Source organism: Novosphingobium sp. BL-A-41-Hi4B-X5A (assembly GCF_055521705.1).
Window position 1 is genome coordinate 2744972 of record NZ_CM145500.1, and the last position, 16405, is coordinate 2761376.

The 16405-nt window shown below is 63.0% G+C and carries 11 protein-coding genes; 3 read left to right on the plus strand and 8 right to left on the minus strand.

What is annotated here, in order from left to right; translation table 11 throughout:
* Positions 1-78 precede the first annotated feature (78 nt).
* From ACZ1JY_RS13325 to ACZ1JY_RS13350, 6 genes are all read right to left on the minus strand, one after another.
* Complete coding sequence (locus ACZ1JY_RS13325; RefSeq protein ID WP_465129611.1) at positions 79-2103, minus strand: Atxe2 family lasso peptide isopeptidase; 2025 nt, start codon at positions 2101-2103, stop codon at positions 79-81.
* Complete coding sequence (locus ACZ1JY_RS13330; RefSeq protein WP_465129612.1) at positions 2097-4616, minus strand: TonB-dependent receptor plug domain-containing protein; 2520 nt, start codon at positions 4614-4616, stop codon at positions 2097-2099. Before ACZ1JY_RS13330 ends, ACZ1JY_RS13325 begins: the two co-directional genes overlap by 7 nt.
* Positions 4613-5032, minus strand: coding sequence for an STN domain-containing protein (locus tag ACZ1JY_RS13335; RefSeq protein ID WP_465129613.1), 420 nt, complete (start codon positions 5030-5032; stop codon positions 4613-4615). The genes ACZ1JY_RS13330 and ACZ1JY_RS13335 overlap by 4 nt, the downstream gene beginning before the upstream one ends.
* Before the next feature lie 282 nt (positions 5033-5314).
* On the minus strand, positions 5315-6277 hold the full coding sequence (locus ACZ1JY_RS13340; RefSeq protein WP_465129614.1) for a FecR family protein: 963 nt from the start codon (positions 6275-6277) through the stop codon (positions 5315-5317).
* Positions 6278-6283: 6 nt separating this feature from the next.
* Positions 6284-6940: an RNA polymerase sigma factor gene (locus ACZ1JY_RS13345; RefSeq protein WP_465129615.1), complete on the minus strand. Its 657-nt coding sequence runs from the start codon at positions 6938-6940 to the stop codon at positions 6284-6286.
* A 301-nt stretch (positions 6941-7241) separates the two neighbouring features.
* Positions 7242-7553 (minus strand): HipA N-terminal domain-containing protein, encoded by a 312-nt coding sequence (locus tag ACZ1JY_RS13350; protein WP_465130917.1) that lies wholly within the window; start codon positions 7551-7553, stop codon positions 7242-7244.
* 1131 nt (positions 7554-8684) lie between these two features.
* On the opposite strand from ACZ1JY_RS13350, the gene ACZ1JY_RS13355 reads away from it, so the two are divergent.
* On the plus strand, positions 8685-11561 hold the full coding sequence (locus ACZ1JY_RS13355; protein WP_465129616.1) for a CHAT domain-containing protein: 2877 nt from the start codon (positions 8685-8687) through the stop codon (positions 11559-11561).
* A 5-nt stretch (positions 11562-11566) separates the two neighbouring features.
* Here ACZ1JY_RS13355 and ACZ1JY_RS13360 read toward each other — a convergent pair whose 3' ends face one another.
* Positions 11567-12430, minus strand: coding sequence for a dienelactone hydrolase family protein (locus ACZ1JY_RS13360; RefSeq protein ID WP_465129617.1), 864 nt, complete (start codon positions 12428-12430; stop codon positions 11567-11569).
* Positions 12431-12589: 159 nt separating this feature from the next.
* Between ACZ1JY_RS13360 and ACZ1JY_RS13365 the strand changes: the two genes are divergently transcribed.
* Positions 12590-13309, plus strand: a complete 720-nt coding sequence (locus ACZ1JY_RS13365; protein WP_465129618.1) for a nuclear transport factor 2 family protein — start codon at positions 12590-12592, stop codon at positions 13307-13309.
* A gap of 16 nt (positions 13310-13325) precedes the next feature.
* Here ACZ1JY_RS13365 and ACZ1JY_RS13370 read toward each other — a convergent pair whose 3' ends face one another.
* A complete protein-coding gene (locus ACZ1JY_RS13370; RefSeq protein WP_118072431.1) occupies positions 13326-13805 on the minus strand; it encodes a MarR family winged helix-turn-helix transcriptional regulator in 480 nt (159 codons plus the stop codon).
* A 174-nt stretch (positions 13806-13979) separates the two neighbouring features.
* Between ACZ1JY_RS13370 and ACZ1JY_RS13375 the strand changes: the two genes are divergently transcribed.
* Positions 13980-16331 (plus strand): TonB-dependent receptor, encoded by a 2352-nt coding sequence (locus tag ACZ1JY_RS13375; RefSeq protein WP_465129619.1) that lies wholly within the window; start codon positions 13980-13982, stop codon positions 16329-16331.
* The last annotated feature ends 74 nt before the right edge of the window (positions 16332-16405 follow it).

The following is a 16405-nucleotide window of genomic DNA, read 5'->3' on the forward strand; positions in this document are numbered from 1 at the left end:
CCGTTCAATTTACGACCGCCTGTCGGTGAAGCGGCAAACACCCTCATTTGCTCCCTTTTTTGGACCGGTATGATGTAGTCAGCGTTTCATCTCCCGCCAGCGTTTCCATGACACCGGATCCGTGGGCGTGCCGCCCGCGTCACCCAGCAGCCAGAACCGAAACCAGTCGAAGTTGCGCCGGTTGACCGCCAGTTGATGACGCGGTTGCCACTTGAGGTGCATCTCGCCCGGAAAAGCCCAGAGTTCGACAGGTTTCCCAGCGCGCTGCAGCCGCGCAAGGAGCTCGACGTTGGCGCGGTACTCCTGCTCGGGCAATTGCATCAGCAAGGGCACCGCAATGCGGTCGGCATTGAAGGAAGGGGACACACGCCTCCACCCAGCCTGATCGATATCGGGATCACCCAGGCCCCAAGCCGACTTGAGCATGGCGGGCACGTCGCGCCCCAATACTGCATTGAACCAATAGTAGGTTGGGGTGACCATGACGTTGGCCACGGCTGCGGCCTTCAGCAACCTGGTGTGCATGGCGAGCCAGGCCGTGACTTCGCCACCGAAGCTAACACCGCCCATACCGACGCACGAGGCATCGATCTTGCCCTGCCCGGACAGTTCTCCGATAATTGCCGCAATCCCGCTGGCAGCGACGGCATAGGCTTCGACGTTGCCCCCACCGCCCGCCACGCCGGGATGACGATTGATGCACAAGGCCGCGATTCCCGATGCCACAAGGTCGCGCAAGGGATACTCGTCCCCCGTCCCGCCGCGCAGATACCCTTCGCAGGAATAGTAGGTAATGAACAGCGGCACTGGTCCGAGCTGGTCCGGCGGTAAAGCCAGATAGCCCGAGAACGTTCGCCTTGCACGGTCTTGCCAGACGCGCCGGTCGAAGCGAATGACGGGGTTCTCGAGTGGCGCATTCGGGGCCCTGAGAACCTGCTCATGGCGTGTTGCCAGATCAATTGCCACCACGCGCGGTGGCTCGTTGGCCGAGGATGCGACGCAGATGAGCCTCCGGGTCGAAGCTGCGCAAGCCTTGCCGTTGTCTCCGCCATTGCGTTCGCCCGAACTCTGGAACACCTCCTCGACCTGCCCACTGGCCGGGTCCCATCTGGCCAGAGTGCTGCCACCGTCGCGATTGCGACTTTCGAAAATCAGGGCATTGTCCGTGCCAGCCCAGGCGACAGAGCGCGCCCGTGCGGCTGTGCACTGCACGGCTTCACAGTGTGCCAGTTCCTTCCCCTCGGCATCGACGGCAGCCAGAGCCGAAGCCACGCCTTTGGACAGGACAACTGCAATGCCTCTGGCATCGCCTGACGGCTGGCGCAGGGCGACATACGAGTCCTGCAATCGTTCGAGCGAGCGCGGGCGGGTGGCGTAATGGCGAGCCTCTTCGGGTGTTGCATCGCGGATTGTTGCGAGATCCGGATCAAGCACCTTGAGTTTGGGCGGGCCCGCGGGAATGATGCCGCCCTGCTCGAACCAAGCGCCCTGGAGACGTCCGCTGGACCAGCGGCCATCGATTCGATCGCCACGATACAGTGGCCTTTGCGGGTCGACCGACGCATCGATCCGCGTTCCGCTATCGTACTCGGCCTGCTCGGCGGCCTCGATCGCGGCTCGCTTCGGGCCAAAACCGAGCAACCATGCCTTGCCACCTGCGAGAGGGATCATGTCCCTGACATTGCCAGCCTCGCTGGTCACTTGCGCAACTCCGGAACCATCGGTCGCTGCCTTCCAGACCTGAACTTGTCCGACCGCGATCTTGCGGAACAGCACGGTTCTGCCATCGCGCGTCCACTGCGCGCTTGAAGTCAGGGGAAAGCCGTTGAGCCACTCGATTTCTCCGGCATCGGCGATGCGCCTGGCAGGCGCCGAACCGTCAGACGGCGCCACCAGCCATGCGACGTCGTAATCGTTACGGTCGACCGAGGCGCGAAACTCGCGCCACAACGCGAGGGTGCCGTCTGGCGAGATCGAAGGGCTGTCGATCCGCGTGACTTCTACGGCGGGCCGGATCCCGGCCCCGTCCGCAGCCTGCGCTGCAAACGGGACCAGGGCGGCCAGGGCAAGCGACAGCGGGGCTGGATGCCATCGCGTCACCATGACTTGGTCACCTGCACCGCGACAAGTCGTCCGACCGCGCTTGCCTGCTCGGGATCGAAGCCGGCTGCGCTGAACGGGGTGCGGTTGTTTACATAAGGCGGGTCGCGATCGAACAGGTTCGTGATGCTCAAGGCGAACCGCGTGCCCGCCAAGGCACCGGCGTCATCTCCGAACCGCTTGGAAAGCGTAAGATCGACTGTCGTCCAGCTTGCAACCGACTCGACAGGTGCCACAGCCGTGTTGCGATAGCCCGCCATGTGATTGACGAAGGCTGTTGCACCGAAACCGTCCTGTTCGAACCCGGCGCGTCCGCGCAAACGATAGCGCACCGGGTTGCCGATCGTCCCCAGGGCCTGCGTGCGCGGAGCAGCCGACGTCAACTGCTGCGTCAGGTGGAACAGCCAGCTCCCCGATGCACCAAGTGAAAGCGCACCTCTGGCCGTCTCGTGGCGATAATTGAGATCAAAATCGATCCCGTCGAGATGGTTGCGCGCAAGGTTGGCGTTGCGCGCATCGATCACGTAGCGGATCGAGCCTGCAGCAATGCCAAAGGGATTGCTGAAATCGGGGCTCGCATAGAAACTTGCCACTTGCGCTGGAGACGGATTGGCCGTGATCAGCGGCTCGTAACGCGACCGCTGGGCCAGGAAAGTGAAAGCATCGACCGCGGGATTGAAGATGCGATCCTTGTAGGAAATGTCGAACCATGTCGCGCTCATCGAAAGCCCCGGGATTGCAGGCGGTTTGAAGTCGACGCCTGCCGTCCAGGTCCGCGCGCGTTCAGGTCCGATCCCCGGATCATTGCCGAACAGGGCAATGACATTGCTGCTGCCCGAGGGCGAGCCGGGGTCTGCAACGGGTATGGGCACGACCTGGCTGAGCCCGTGGCCCTGGCGCACGTCGAAGAAGCCGGGTGCACGAAACGAGGTGCCATAGGACCCTCGCAGCGCAAGGCCTTGCACCGGTTCCCACGTCAGTCCGACCTTGGGATTGGTCGTCGTCCCGAAATCCGAGTAGCGCTCGATGCGTCCTGCCACCGACAGGTCGAGCCGATGCACGCCTGCCATGCCCTGCCCAGGACCGACCAGGGGCGCACGAAGTTCGGCAAATCCGGCAAGCACATGGCGCGCCAGCGGGTATCCATTGTCGCCACTCGCGACAGGCGCAAGCGTCGTTTCATCAGCAAGGCTGCGCGAGCCGTAGCCCTCCTCGCGATACTCTCCCCCGACTGCCAGTGTCAGCGCTCCCCCCGGAAGCGCCAGGAGCGGCCCGTCGAACTTGAGACCAGCGGTCGTCTGGCGCGACCGAGCACTGGTTAGCGATGATCCGCGCACATAGTCGATCGTGGCCGCACTGGTGTGAGAGCCATCACCGAATACATTGAAAGCCTTGGCCGGATCAGGATCAGCGAGAGCCTGCGCAAGCCGGGCGCGATTGACGAGATTGTCCCGTAGCAGCTCTTCATGCTGGATGCCGTGATTGCCGTAAGCCTCAGCCCGCCATGCCCCGAAGCGGGCTTCCAGTACGCCCGCGACCGTCCAGTTGGTGACATGCGAACGATTGACGGTGGCCCCGAGGTCGTCCCGGAAATCATAACCGACGCGGATGGGCTGACCCGTTCCGATCGGATCGACATAGAACGGGTTACTCACGGGCACGGTAACCTGCGAGCCGAAGACGATGTAACGCTGGTCCGAGCGGCGGTCGGCAGCAAACCCCTGGAGCCGCATTGTCAGCCACGAAGACAGGTCCTGTTCAAGCGCGATAAGCCCTGCGTGACGGCGCGTGCGTGGCAGGATGTCGGTCAGGCGCCGACCGTCGCCAAGATTGCGCACTCCGGCAAGCAGATCACCTGGCGCAAGCGTCCTGCCATCCTGTCCGGCCGGTATGCCGAAGATTGCGCCATTGGCTGCAGTTATCGTGCCGGGATTGGCAAAGGCCTGGCGATAGTCAGCGCCCTCAAAGCGGGTAAGGTCCTCTGTCGCGTAGTCGCGGTCCTGGGCCGCGAGGCGGTCGCGCCGGTAGAATTCATAGGCCGCCATCAGGCTGCCGCCGCTCCAGCGCAGGCCCGCGAGCTGACTTGCCTGGAGCTCGCTGAAGCCGTCGGCCATGCCGACCCGAAACGATGTCTCGGCCCCTTCGTATCCGCGCCGCAAGCGTACGTTGACCACGCCTGCAACAGCATCGGAGCCGTAGATGGCTGACGCACCATCTGCGAGGACTTCGATGCGTTCGATGGCACTGGCCGGTATAAGCGAAATGTCGACGATTGAGCTCGCGGCTCCCAGCGCAAGGCGATTGCCATCGACGAGCGTCAAGGTCGAGGTCGTGCCAAGGCCGCGCAGGTTGATGCTGGCACCCGAACCGATATTGGCATTGGCATTGTTCCGCTGGGTAAAGCCGAGCGTGCCTTCATTGGGGCCCCCGCCGAAGTTCTGCGGAAGGACCGATACCAGGTCCTGCACTGTGGCCCTGCCGCTTTCCTCGATCGCCTTTCGGTCGATTGCGATCACGGCAGCGCTGCCGGCGCCGAACCGCGAATGCGCGTGCCGGTTACTACGATATCGTCAGTCGCGCTGTCTGCGGATGCACCACGCATTGGCGTTGACGATCCTGCAGAGCGGATTGCGTAGCCTTGGCTCGTCGCGATGCCCTGAAGCCCTGAGCCTTCGAGGATTTTGCCCAGCGCGCCTGCGAGAGTGTAGGTTCCCTGCACTGCAGGAGCGGTTCGGCCCACCACAAGCTTGTCGTCTGCGACGATGGTTGCACCGGCCTTGGCGGCAAGATCGTGGAGCGATCGCGCCATGGCCTGCGCCGGAAGGTCCAGCGAAAGGGTATCGGTCTCCTGCGCGCCCGCTGGCGCTGCCGCCACGAAAGGTGCCGCCAGCATAGCGATGACCATGGCATGGGTTGATGTCTTGAACGTCATGATTGCCTCCCTCGCGTCGATCTCAGGGGACGCGCGTCGGATGGGACGACGTCGCGCAAGAACACCCGCCAGATATATTGTAGGGCATCGCCGCGGACGGCACGCAGCCGGTCAGGCGCTCACTCCATGCTTGTGGAGATCTTGCCGAGCCGCCAGCGCGCACCGATCCAGCCCCTCCTTTCCTCTCTCCCGGAAGTGATTGGGAACTCTTGCAAGGAGAGATGCCGCCGGTCGGACGGCACGCGGATCATTCACACGGTCCGCGAGGGAGAGCAGGAAGCTTCAGGCCGTATCGATCACCAGCATCCCGGGACGCTGCGTCACGCTGATTCCGCCCAGGGCCTCGAGAATGCTCGCAAAGCCTTCTGGATCGTCGAGGCGGATCGCACCTGCCAGAGTCCTGTTGGCCAGTGCAGGACTTGCGAGGCGAAGCTGAACAGCATTGCGCGCGTTGAGCAGGCTGACCGCCTCTCCCAGGGATATGCGGTCACCGGTCGTCAATGGAGGGCGTGCAGAAGAACTGCGCTCGGACTGATGCTCGGTCCCGGATGGCCGCGCTTCGATCGTGTGAGCCCCGCGACCAAGGGTGTGCCGAGCGCCATCGGCGTTCTGCACCTGCACATGGCCATCTAGGACCTCGACGCGCAGACCATTTGCGGCGCGCGCAATATCCACCGTGCCTGCGGCACTGTCGATCCTGGTGCCTGCACTCATGATCTGCATCGCATCTGTGCCGCGCCGCGCCACACGGATACGAACGCGACCGGCATCAATCGTAACCTGGCGGATTGCGCGAGTGATGTTGGTTCGTGCCTTGCTCGGCCCGTTGAGTGTCAGGGAGCTTCCGTCGACAAGCTGCCATGTCCGCGTTTCACCTGCGGCCGTGGTGTATGTCCTGGCCTCGACAGTGGTTCCAACGCCGATTACCGGGTGGTCCCCTGAAAATCGCAATGTCAGCAATCCCATGCCAAGCAACAGGCATGCGCCGACTGCGGCGAGCTGTGTGCCGCGTTGCAGGTACAAAGGTGCACGGGTCAGTTTGCGCTCCTGGCCATGGAGGCTATGACCCAAGGCGAGGCTATCGCGCCAGGCGCGCTCGACCTCGGCGTAGGCGAGACGATGTCGCAGATCGCTGGCAAGCCAGGATTCGAAATCAGGGGCACGCGCTTGATCTGCATTTTCGTTGCGCGCCAGCCACTCTGCTGCTTGATCGCGGATCTTGCTGGGAATGGGTTGTCTCGTCACGCGCGGTTAATCCTCGGCGAGATGCCGCGCCAGGGCCTTGAGGGCCCTGCTCATCTGTTTCTCCACGCCCCGCACGCTCAACCCCGTCTGTTCTGCGATCTCGGCATAGCTATAACCATCGAGCCGCCGCGCAAGAAAGATGTTTCGCGTGAGCGGCTTGAGACGGGCGAGTGCCTGCTCCAGCCGGGCAAGCCGATCACGCGCTTCGAGCTGCGCCTGAAGATCGCACCCTGGATGAATGTCCTCAAACGGCTCGTGGCTGTAATGGTGCTGACGTAACTCCTGCCTGATCAGGTCCTTGCGTGCGTTATCTGCCGCAACCTGCACATAACCGGAGAGGTTCTCGATCTGACGTTGGCGGCCAGTCATCAGGCGCACGAACACCTGCTGCAGCAGGTCCTCCGCCAGGGTCACTCCGGTCTTGCGAGCAAGCTTACGCAGCAGCGAGGTGCGGGAGTTGCGGAACTCCGCCTCGATCGCCGCCGGGTCAGGTGGCAGCGCTTCGGCAGCGTTCTGGCCAAGACTGTCAGTGCCCGCTTTCATTGCAACAGGTTTCGTCAATCGCCAAGCCCCAGCTCGCGAGGCATTCCGGCGGTTGGCCGGATCCTGAGAACACGTCTGGAGACATGCGCCTTTGCCTTTGGCCCCGAAGGACTTGGACATGGACAAGGGCGATCCGGCCGTACGCAGCGGCAGAAACGGTAAAGCTACCAGAGCAAGGTTCTCAGGCCTCGACGCAGCACATCTCGGCTACGCCATTAAAAACTATGACAGCGCAGTTTCAATTGCAACGACAAAGCTCCGCAACGCATGGCAAAGTTTTCACAAGCTGCCACGTAGTAGGATTCGTGCCAACAGGAGATCAATTAGACCGCATCCTGGCGGCTCTGGCTTATGGAGTTTATACTTTCGAGGACGCGGATCGATAAGGAGCAATCTGCGCCGACACGAGCCAGGAGGTCCACTATGTTGCGCGATCAAGCCATTCTCGTGCGATCTCGCGTTCGAGTTGGTCATTTTCCTGCAAAAGGTTGCTTAAGATTGCGTGCGAGAACGGATCACCAAACTGATTCTCGCGCAAAGGCAAGTTCAACGACCCCAGAGAGTTCGCGGCAGATTTTATCCACGCCGACAAAATACTGAATTGTATGGCTCCGGTATCGTCCGCAGTCAGCAAAGCGACCGGCTCAGCGTGCAGTTCGACCGATACGCTGAGGGATCTAGCCAGACGGGGCGCTTCTTCGCGAAGAGGTCGACACTTGCGACTGCTGCGCAGGCTTGACCTTTATAGACCTCGAGGCTGGCGCCCCCTCAAACCCGGGAACTGTACCGGCAAGCAACGCCAGCATTTACTGCGAATTCGGTTTGATACATCTTCATCGCCTCTCAGACATCACGGACCCTCATCCGAGCTCAGCAATAGATGTGAGTGGCGTCCGGGTCTTGCCAACTAGCTCAGTTATGAACAGTTCGGATTTCTCACTCTCGCGTAGAGTTGGGTGGGATCGCTAGTTTGGGATACCGTGCCTTCAGCCTTTCCTCCAGTGCATCTAGCATATGCTTTCCAAGAGCCGTGATCGATTCCGCTCCCGAGCCTGCTGCCACGATGCGTCATGCAAGCAACAGGCTTGCGACTGCTGGTAGTTGGAATCTTTGGCCATGACCTGCACCCGTTGGGGATAAATCACGCCATTTGCATGCATTTTGGGGAAATCTGCTAGGGTTCGGGAGCGAAAGAGTAGGTGCGCTTCCGGCGGTATTGGACCACGCCCACCTTTGCGGGGAGCTATTCTGATCGGCCGGTTTCGCTCGATTTACTGTCCAAGCAGGTCCCAATCTTGGGCAAAAAAAGGTTGTCAGAGACCTGGCGGAACATGCTGGAACTTTCCATAATCGTTTTACTGGCGGGCCTTTCGGTCCCATCCACGGTGCAATTTTCTGCTTTTGTTCGCGGTCAGAGAATGGCTGAAATCCGCCATTTTCTGAAGATTCGAGTCCCATGAAAAGACTCGAACCTTTAAACCACATTGAAATGCGGGCTTTTCTGCGGGCCTTCGCAGAAATCATATCGTATATGCTACTGATATAACACAGAAATCGCAATTCTGTGCGAGTCCTCTTCTGGCACCATTTCTTCTCTTGCGGCTGCAGGCACCTGGATACAGATCCCGGTACGCCTTTTGATGCTGCGAACGCTAGGCATTTGAAAGAAATGGCCTCGGGTCTGGGGTGGCTCCTGATTGAGCGGAAGCGCAGCGATCAGCGCTAGCGCGCACAAGTTTTCGCCGCTCTTCCTCCGATTGCTTGTCGATGATCGACAGCCTCGCATGGCTCGCTTATCCATGAAAGCCGGAAGGGTTTTGGAGCGGGGTGGGCATCGATGCGGGCTTCGGAAATGCGCACGGCAATGTTGGTCGCTGTTTCTGGCCTTGCCTGTCTTGCACAAGTGCCGAGCCATGCCGCAGCAAAGCCCACGGCCAAGCTGGCCACGCTCGACAAGGCGCTGTCTGAGGCGATCAACCGCGAAAATGCCAATCCCAACCAGACCAATTTCGATGCCAGCCTGAAAGCTGCCGAAGCCGTCATCGCCGCGGCAGATGGTTTGCCGGCAGGCCCGGATACCGCACCATATCTGGCCCGTGCGCTTGTGTCACGATCAGGATACGCGCGGGAGGCAGGGGACATCGACAAGACCCTGGCCGATGCCGAGCGCGCGCGCGAGGTTATCCTGCCCTATCGCGATCTCGCCCCTGACGCTTACGTGCAGGCGATTGCCCTGGCCGGTGACGTGGCGATCCGGCGGGCGCTGTTCCAACAGGCGGCCGATCGGCTGAGCGAGGGAGCTGCCTATCTGGAGCAGCGGCGCGGAAAGGGGCCGTCATCTTCAGCGCTCGACATGGGCGAATCCAACATCGGTTACACACTTGCCATCGCCTACATGCAGCTCGGGCAGTATGATGCTTCGGTGAAGGCGCAGGAGGCAAGCCTCGCTGCCCGCGTGCGTGGGGTGGGCGAGTTTCATCCTGCGACGATCAGCGCGCGCTACAATCTGGCGTTGCGCCTGTCGCGCGCGGGGCGCCTTGAAGAGGCCGAGGCGATGGCAAGGCTTGCCGCAGAGCAGGTCAAGCAACATGTGCCGCAAACCGATCTGGGGCATGTGCGCGCGGTCGAGACGCTGGCGCTCGTGCTCGCCGGCGGAGGCAAGCGGAGCGAGGCGGTAGAAGTGGCGCGGCACGCGCTGGACATCCGTGTCGCCACCACCGGCACCGGCGATATCAACTTCGCCGCCAGCCTGACAACGCTGGGCGGGCTGCTGGCCGATCTCGGGCGCTACGACGAAGCCGTGAGCGTCCTGACGGGCGCCACGTCGACGCAGGACAAGCTTGGCCCGCTCGCGGCGCCGACCGACCGCCTGCGAGCTCTGACCTTCCTGGGGTTCGCGCAACTCGGTCAGGGCAAAATGGCCGATGCGCGTCGTTCGCTGGATGCAGCCTACGAAATATGGGAAAAGACAAGAGCGGCTGGAGCGGCTGAAACGTTTCTCCCAGCGGTTGCGCTGGCGCGTCTTGATAGCGGCGACGAAGCCGGTGCGGTTGCCGCCGCGACTGCGCACCTTGCGGTCGCCTCAGGCCCCAGAGCACCCGTGCTGGGCAAGGCGCAATCATGCGCGATCGGCGCCCTGCTCGGTGTCGCGACGGGCGAATGCGGAGCAAGTCCGGGCTTTGCGCTTGTTCGCACAGTGACCGACCGGCTCGATGCGAGTGCGGATGGTGAACTCGTGCTGGCAGATCGCCTGTCGCTCGAACTGGCGATGCGGCTGGCGCTGCGTGATGGCGATGGCCAACTGGCCGCCGACGCGTCGCAGGTGCTGGTTGGCTCGAAGGTTGCGCGGGCGACACGGCTTGCCGCGGCACGGGCGGGCACTTCAGACCCCGTTCTGTCGGCGCGCATTCGCACGCTTCAGGACGCCGAACTGGCCTACCGGCGTGCCAACTCGGTCTATCTGCTGCTACTGGGTAATGGCGGTGACGTGCAGTCCGCCCGCTCGGCGCGAGATGTGGCGCTTGCCAAGCTGGAGCGGGAGCGGGCCGGTATCGCCAGCAGCTATCCTGCCTGGGCAGCGCTGACTGCGCGCCAAGGCGTGACCCTCACTGACATCAGGAGCACGCTGGCAAACGATGAGGCGGTCCTCGCGGTGGTTCCGGCGTTGACGTCGGCCTTTGTCCTGCTTGTTTCGCCAGACCGGGCCGTGGTGCAGCGGATGGAGCCTAGTCGCGCGAGCTTTGCTTCGAGCGCGGCTCGGTTGCGTCGCGCACTCGACCAGCGGAGCTTCGATGCGGCAACGTCACACGAACTCTATCGCGCCATTTTTGCAGGCATAGCACCGGATTTGCGCAAGACAGGGGCCTTGCGGATCATCGCTGGCGGTGATGCCGCGGCCATCCCGTTTGCCACCTTGCTGGAGCGTCCGGTCGACAGGATCGATCGCAAGGCGCCGTTTCTTGTCATGCGTTACGCCTTGTCGGCTGGTGCGTCCTTGCAGGCGCGCACGGTTCAGCCGCGGCGTGCGCTGGCGGGTTCGTCGATGCTGGCGTTGGGCGCGCCTACGCCGTTCGGCACCGTCCGCATGGCCGATGCGCAAGCGGCAAGGAAGGGGCCGCTCCTGGCCAGTGCCGTGTTTCGCGGGGGGCAGGCCGATGGGCAATCGCTTGCCTCGCTGCCCGCCTTGCGCTCGGCCGAGGTGGGCGCCGTCTCGCGCAGCGTGGGCAAGGCCACGGTCCTGACCGGCGATCAGGCCAGCGAAGAGCAACTGGCGAAGACCAGGCTGGACCAGTACGGCGTGCTGCTGTTTGCCACGCACGCACTGGTCGCCGGGGAAATGGAAGGCGTGACCGAGCCTGCGCTCGTCCTCGCCCGGCCGGAGCAGGGGGCAAGCAGCGACGGCGTGCTGACCGCGTCGGAAATCGGGACGCTCAGGCTTGATGCCGACTGGGTGATCCTTTCGGCCTGCAATACGGCTGCTGGCGATGGTGAGGCAGCCCCGGCCTATTCCGGCCTCGCACAGGCCTTCCGCTATGCCGGGGCACGAACGCTGATGCTGTCACATTGGCCCGTGCGCGACGATGCCGCGGCGGTACTGGCCGGAACCGTGCTGAAGGAGGCTGCGAAAGGACGAAAGCCGGCGCAGGCGCTACGCACGGCCATGTTGCGCACCATGGTCGATCCGGACCTGCCGGACGCGGCAAACCCGCACGTCTGGGCTCCGTTCGTCGTGTTCGAATAGGTGGGTCAGAGGTTCGCCTTGAACAGGTCGAGCATCCTGCCCCAGGCCCGTTCCGCCTGAGTACGGTCGTAGATCGGGGCGTCGAGAGTGCACCAGCCATGCTGGGCGGGGTAGACTTCGATCTCGGCAGGGCGGCTGGCAGCGTCGGCGGATGCGCGAAGCTGGGTCTTCTCCTTGGGGGCGCGCTCGTCATCGTTCTTGGCGATGGCGAAGAGATAGGCGGCGCGGGTCTTGCCGATCAGGTTGACCGGGCTGTCAGCCTCCGGTCCGACGAGACCGCCACCGTGGAACGACGCCGCCGCGCCGACGCGGGCCGGATTGGCAAAGGCCGTCCGCACGGTGAAGGGGCCGCCCATGCAATAGCCGGCTGAACCGATGCGCTTCTTGGCGTTCACTTCCTTCTGCATGTCGAGCCATGACACGAAGGCCGCAGCGTCGGACGTGGTGCCCGACGGCGTGATCGCGGCGATCATCGGCTTCAGCTTCTTCTGCCCGGCGTCCGAGCGCCACGCCATCAGTGAATCAAGGATCGGGGCGGGGCTGGAGCGGTAGTACTGGTTGACGACCAGCACGGCGTAACCGGCGGCGGCAAGGCGGGTGCCCATGGTCTTGTAGGCATCGCGCAAGCCCGCGATGTCTGGCCACATGATCACGGCAGGGTGCTTGCCTCGCGTGGGGTAGACGAAGAAGGCGTCGGCCTTGCCGTCGGGCGTGTCGATCGTGACCATGCGGCTGGAGGTCGGCGCTTCTGCGGCGGTGACGCAGCCCGGCACCGTGGCAAGCGCGGCGGCACTTGCGCCGAGCCCGGCAAATTCGCGGCGATTGAGGAAGAATGCGGTGTTTTCGGCTTCGGTGATCTCATCGCACATCGCAGATTCTCCAGCTCCCGTCAGCTGAGGAAAGTAGCGCAGCGCATTTCGCGCGCAAGGTGCGATCGGTTTCATTTTTCCCTCTCGCAATCAACGCGACATTTGTTAGTGTTGCTTACAAATTCAGCCTTGTCGAAGAACTCTGGGGAGAGTCGAGCCATGACCGATGTGAATGCCCGCCTTGCCGCGCTCGAAGCGCGCGTGACCGAGCTTGAGGATCTCAACGCGATCCGCCGCCTGCAGTGGGCCTATGGCTATTACATCGACTACAACCGGCCGGAGGAAGTGGCCGGGCTGTTCGCAAAGGACGGCGCGGTCGTGTTCCTGTCAGGCGAATACGTCGGCTACGAAGGGGTGATGCGGCTTTATGGGACGTGGTTCCAGAACCTCTTTACCGGTGGACGGCGCGGGCCGGTGCATGGCCTGCTGCTCGACCATTTCCAGCTGCAGGACGTGATCACCATCTCCGAGGACGGCCAAAGCGCGAAAGGCCGCTTCCGCGGCATCCTTGCAGGCGGCTGGCACGACGACATCCTCAAGGACAAGCCCGAGGGCATGCCGCAGCAGTTCTGGGAAAGCGGGATCTACGAGAACGACTACGTCAAGGAAGACGATGTCTGGAAGATCAAGCGGCTGGACTACATGATGCAGTGGCAGGCCGATTACGAGACGGGCTGGTCAAAGACCGTAGCCCACCTGCAGCCCGCCGCGGTGTGTTTCCCCGAGAACCCGATCGGGCCGGACCGCCTGTTGCCCGATACCGACGTGCGCCAGACCTGGCCGAACCGGCAGGAAGTGGCGATGAGCTTTGCCCACCCGGTGCTGGCCAAGGCCTTCGCCGTCGGCGATTTCACCAAGCTGCAGAAGAAGTGGCCGTAAAAGGAGTCGGGGCGGGTCAACCGCCCCAGCGACCGATGCGCGTAAGGACGGCAGCGGCAACGCGGCGGAAGGCTTCCCGGTCGCGCGCCGGGACCCCCTTGAACAGATCGGCGCCGACGTGGGCCATCGCGGGAATGGTCTGTGCGAACAGTTCCTGCCCCGCAGGCGTGAGCCGTACCGGTTTGCGGCGGCGGTTGCGGCGGTTGGCGCCGGGCTCGACAAGGCCGCGTTGCATGAGCGCGGCGATTGCCCGGCTGACGTTCATCGGCGGCACGCCCATGATCTCGGACAGGTCATGCCCGGCAAGCTCGCCTTCGCCACCGAGCGCAAGAACGATGCGCAAGTCGGTAGTGGTGAGGCCGAGCGGCTCTGCCACGCCTTCGCGCATCGGCGTGCCGATGAAGGTGCCAAGCTTGAGCAGGTCGACAAGCAAGGCGACATCGCCATCGAGCAGCGCGGCGTTGGCAGCGGGAACTGGTGCGGGCGGCGTGTCCATCGGCCGCCTGTATTGCCCGGTTCCCGGGCTTCGGCAAGTGCCGAAGTGTGCCCGAACTGCATCACCCGGCGAAGTCTGGAACAGTCGCAAATGTTAGGCTTGCAAAGCGCTAATTAGTATGTCTTACTAACAAACAGCAACCGGTTCCGGAGAGAACCATACAGGAGAGGGGATATGGCTCAAGTCCATCGTACCACGTCACACGTGCGCCTGCTTGCGGCAGGCAGCCTGGCTGCACTTTCGCTCGGGCTGGCCACGCCCGCCATGGCCCAGCAGGCCCAGGCGCAAGACCAGGCCCAAGCGGATGAGAACACTCCGGAATCAGCGCGCGAGATCGTCGTGACCGCGCAGTTCCGCGAGCAGCGCCTGCAGGATACGCCGCTGTCGATCACCGCTGTTGACGCAACATTGCTCGCCTCGCGCAACCAGACCGACATCGCCCAGATCGCGCAGCAGGCGCCCAACGTTCAGCTCAACGCCATGGGCGGCGCCTATGGTTCCTCGCTGGGAGCAGCCATTCGCGGCGTCGGTCAGTTCGACTTCAACCCCGCCTACGAACCGGGCGTCGGCATGTATGTGGACGATGTCTACTATGCGACGCTGACCGGCTCGATCTTCGACCTGCTTGACCTTGAGCGCGTCGAAGTCCTGCGCGGTCCGCAGGGCACGCTGACCGGCCGCAACGCCATCGGCGGCGCGATCAAGCTGTTCTCGAAGAAGCCTACCGACGAGAATTCTGGCATGGTCGAGGCTGTCTACGGCAGCCGCAACCGCGTCGATATCCGTGGCAGCGCCAACTTCATCCTCGCGCAGGACCTCTATGCCCGCGTTTCGGGCGTGTACAAGCGTCAGAACGGCTATGTCGACCAGATCGACTATGGCTGCGCCAAGCCCGGCAACCCGCAGGGCATCAGCGCGCGTCCCGGCTCCGGGCAGGACTGCGTGATCGATAAGCTGGGTGAAAAGGGCTATGCCGGTCTGCGCGGATCACTGCGCTACAATCCGGGCGACAACTTCGATCTCGTCATCATCGGTGACTACACGCATGAAGAGCGCACCAACGCTGCGGAAGTGATTTCGCTGATCAACCCTGCGCGCATCACCAACGCCTATGCCTGCGGTCGCTTCTGCACTTATGCGAACTTCTATGCCCCTCCGGGCGGCTTCGTCAGCCAGGGCTACGAAATGCCGAACCGCCTCAAGTTCGACGGCTATGGCTTCTCGGCCAACATGACCATCGGGCTGAGCGATTCTCTCAACGTCCAGTCGATCACCGCCTATCGCAACTATCGCCAGAAGTGGGGTACCGACGACGACTTCACGCCGGACCTCGCCATTGCGGGCCAGGGCTACAACGACCTCAAGTTCTGGTTCTTCAGCCAGGAGCTGCGCGTCAACGGAAAGATCGGTGACAATATCGACTTCACCGTCGGCGGCTTCTATTCCGACCAGCGCTCGGTCTATTTCACCCGCCAGGATATCCGCTACATCGCACCGGGCCTGAACTTCCAGTTCCTCGGCAACGATCCGGTCAATGCCGACAGCAAGGCCGTGTTCGGCACGGTCATCGCCCGCCCCATCGAGGGGCTGACCGTGACCGGCGGTCTGCGCTACACCGAGGAAGCCAAGGACTACACCTTCGTCCGCAAGAACTATGACGGCACGCGCTCGATCTTCCTCGGCGCGCTCGATGGCGTGACGGCGACCTTCAAGGGTGATCGCGTAGACTGGCGCGTTTCGGCCGACTACCGCTTCAGCCCCGAGGTGCTGGCCTACGTGACCGTAGGCACCGGCTTCAAGGGCGGTGGCGTGACTGCCCGTCCGTTCGACGCCGCTCAGGCATTGAACGGCAGCTTCGATCCGGAAACGGTGACCGCCTATGAAGCGGGCCTGAAGACCGACCTGTTCGACCGTCGCCTGCGCCTGAACATCGCCGGGTTCATCAACGACTACAACGACATCCAGCTGCCGCTGATCAGTTGCGCGTCGCTGGGTTCGAACGCGCCGTGCGGTGCGCGCCAGAATGCGGGCAACGGCCAGATCAAGGGCTTCGAGCTTGAAATGCAGGCTTCGCCGATCGAAGGCCTGGATATTGATGCCTCGCTCAGCCACCTGACCGGCAAGTACAAGAACATCGACCCGCGCGTTGGCAACGCGATCCTGCTGACCGATCCGATCGTGACGCCGAACTGGAAGTACAGCTTCGGCATCCAGTATCGCGCCGACCTCGGCAGCGCGGGTTCGCTCACGCCGCGCTTCGACTTCGCGCACACCGGCAAGACCAGCGCCGGTCGCATCGCGGCAGGCCTGCCGATCGAATACTTCAACGCCTATGACATCGGCAACGCCCGCCTGACCTGGCGGAACGAGGCTGAGGACCTGTCGATCTCGATGGAAGTGCAGAACGTGTTCAATGAATACTACACGCCCTTCCGCTTCGCTGCGGTCTATGCCTTCACCGGCACGGCCTACAGCCAGGTCGGGCGTCCGCGCGAATGGGCGGTCACGGTGCAGAAGCGCTTTTGATCGGATGCATGTTCATGAGGGACGGGGCGGTCAGCAATGGCCGCCCTTTTCTTTTCAGCTTGGCACCCACCATA

What these genes read in the sequence shown, in the direction of transcription:
- ACZ1JY_RS13360 (WP_465129617.1), bottom strand. Translation starts at nt 12,430, where the DNA reads ATGTGCGATGAGATCACCGAAGCCGAAAACACCGCATTCTTCCTCAAT.
- ACZ1JY_RS13325 (WP_465129611.1), bottom strand. Translation starts at nt 2,103, where the DNA reads ATGGTGACGCGATGGCATCCAGCCCCGCTGTCGCTTGCCCTGGCCGCC.
- ACZ1JY_RS13365 (WP_465129618.1), top strand. Translation starts at nt 12,590, where the DNA reads ATGACCGATGTGAATGCCCGCCTTGCCGCGCTCGAAGCGCGCGTGACC.
- ACZ1JY_RS13370 (WP_118072431.1), bottom strand. Translation starts at nt 13,805, where the DNA reads ATGGACACGCCGCCCGCACCAGTTCCCGCTGCCAACGCCGCGCTGCTC.
- ACZ1JY_RS13345 (WP_465129615.1), bottom strand. Translation starts at nt 6,940, where the DNA reads ATGTCCAAGTCCTTCGGGGCCAAAGGCAAAGGCGCATGTCTCCAGACG.
- ACZ1JY_RS13375 (WP_465129619.1), top strand. Translation starts at nt 13,980, where the DNA reads ATGGCTCAAGTCCATCGTACCACGTCACACGTGCGCCTGCTTGCGGCA.
- ACZ1JY_RS13355 (WP_465129616.1), top strand. Translation starts at nt 8,685, where the DNA reads ATGTTGGTCGCTGTTTCTGGCCTTGCCTGTCTTGCACAAGTGCCGAGC.
- ACZ1JY_RS13335 (WP_465129613.1), bottom strand. Translation starts at nt 5,032, where the DNA reads ATGACGTTCAAGACATCAACCCATGCCATGGTCATCGCTATGCTGGCG.